A 1,721-nucleotide genomic window follows, 5' to 3' on the forward strand; every position below is an offset into this window, starting at 1 on the left:
GGCGCCCACCTTCTTGGCCAGCGGATGCGAACCCGCGAAGGCGGCGACATACGCGGCCGTCAGCGCGCCCGCGGCCTTCCCGCCCGCCCGCTGCCGCCACTGCTGCGCGGCCGCGGCCCCGGCGACCGCCAGCACGACCCCGCCCAGCTGCCGCTTCCTGGTCCAACGGGCCACCCCGTACCCACCGACGAGCCCGCCCGCCGCGACCACCGCGCTGGGAACCTTCGCCATGCCCTGCCTCCCACCGTTTCCTACTGATCACCATCGATATGTCCGAGGCTAACCCTCGCCTCTGACAGCGCCCCCGCCGGGCCTCTCCCTACGGGCCCCGAGCTCCGTCGCATACCCCGCGGCGATCGCGGCTCCGACGCCGCCCAGACCGAAACCGGCCACGACGGGACTGACGTACCCCGGCACGTCCCCGTTGTCGTAGCTCCCGCCGTCACTGGTCTCGCACACGAACCCGAGCGGGACGTAGTTCACCGACCAGTCGACGATCTCGATGCCCCGCTCGTGCCGCTCCCACCAGCCCGCCGTACGACAGGACTGTGGCGGCGACGAGTCCGTACCGCCGTCCTCCGCGGTCAGCACCGCACCGCAGACGATGAGCAGACCCCACGCGTAGCAGGCGGCGGCGACGGCGCCCGCGAGCGCGGCGAGGCCGCGGAGCAGCACGGGGAGCCCTGAGCGCCGTACGCCACCATCGACCAGCCGGCCGACGCCGTGCCCGGCGAGAGCGAAGGCGGCGACCACCGCGACCACGACGAACAGCAGGTTGAGCAGTAGCACCGCGACCCCCGTTGTGATCCTCTGTGCCGTCGAGTCCAACAGGGCTCGCTCCGTGCCGCTGTGGCGGAGCCCACAGTTCCGGCAACAGGAGCGCCACAGAATCCCGGTCCCGGGACGCACTGAGAGAAGGCGGGGCCACTTGAGCCACCTCACGACGGCCGACGGCACACGGATCGAGTACCGCGACCACGCCCCGCCCGGCGCCACCCGCACCGCCCTGCTCCTGCACGGACTCGCCGGCCACCTGGGCGAGTGGGACAACCTGACCCCGCGGCTGCTCGCCGCCGGCTTCCGGGTGGTCGCGTACGACGCCCGCGGCCACGGCACCAGCACCCGCCGCCCGCCCACGGTGACCAGGGCGGCGTACGTCGGCGACGCGGTGACCCTGATCGAGGAGCTCGGGCTGGGCCCCGTAACCCTCATCGGCCAGTCCCTCGGCGGGCATACGGCGATGCTGCTGGCGTCCGCCCGCCCGGAACTGGTGGCCGCGCTGGTCCTCGTAGAGGCGGGTCCGGCCGGGCCGAGTCCCGACCTTCCGGCTCGGATCGGGGGATGGCTGGACAGCTGGCCGACGCCGTTCCGGTCCCTCGCGGAGGCCGAGGGCTTTCTCGGGCACGAGGGGTGGGCGAGGGGGCTGGAGGAACGCGCGGACGGCTGGCATCCGCGCTTCGACCGGGACCGCATGGTCGAGTCGCTGGCGGAACTGGCCGAGAACGCCTACTGGCAGGAGTGGTCGCGCATCACCTGCCCGACGCTCGTGGTCCAGGGCGAGCACGGCACGATGCGTCCGACGGAGGCCACCGACATGCGGGAGCTGCGCCCGGACACGCGGGTGAGGGTGGTGCCGGGCGCCGGTCACGACGTACACCTGGAAGAGCCGGAACAACTGGCGCGGGCCATCGAGGAGTTCACGGGGTCTCTCTCATACACAT

General features: G+C 72.9%; 3 protein-coding genes. 1 reads left to right on the forward strand and 2 read right to left on the reverse strand.

All coding sequences use genetic code 11. The annotated features are described in order from the left end of the window. Window positions 1-231: hypothetical protein (locus HLK59_RS49845; RefSeq protein WP_171148304.1), on the reverse strand; the 231-nt coding region annotated here is incomplete at its 3' end. Window positions 232-279: 48 nt separating this feature from the next. After that, window positions 280-789, reverse strand: a complete 510-nt coding sequence (locus HLK59_RS49850) for a hypothetical protein (protein WP_171148305.1) — start codon at window positions 787-789, stop codon at window positions 280-282. A 139-nt stretch (window positions 790-928) separates the two neighbouring features. On the opposite strand from HLK59_RS49850, the gene HLK59_RS49855 reads away from it, so the two are divergent. Then, on the forward strand, window positions 929-1,721 hold a 793-nt coding region (locus HLK59_RS49855; RefSeq protein WP_240983104.1), incomplete at its 3' end, for an alpha/beta hydrolase.

Origin of the sequence: Streptomyces sp. S3(2020) (assembly GCF_013044505.1) — a bacterium.
Taxonomy (GTDB): domain Bacteria; phylum Actinomycetota; class Actinomycetes; order Streptomycetales; family Streptomycetaceae; genus Streptomyces.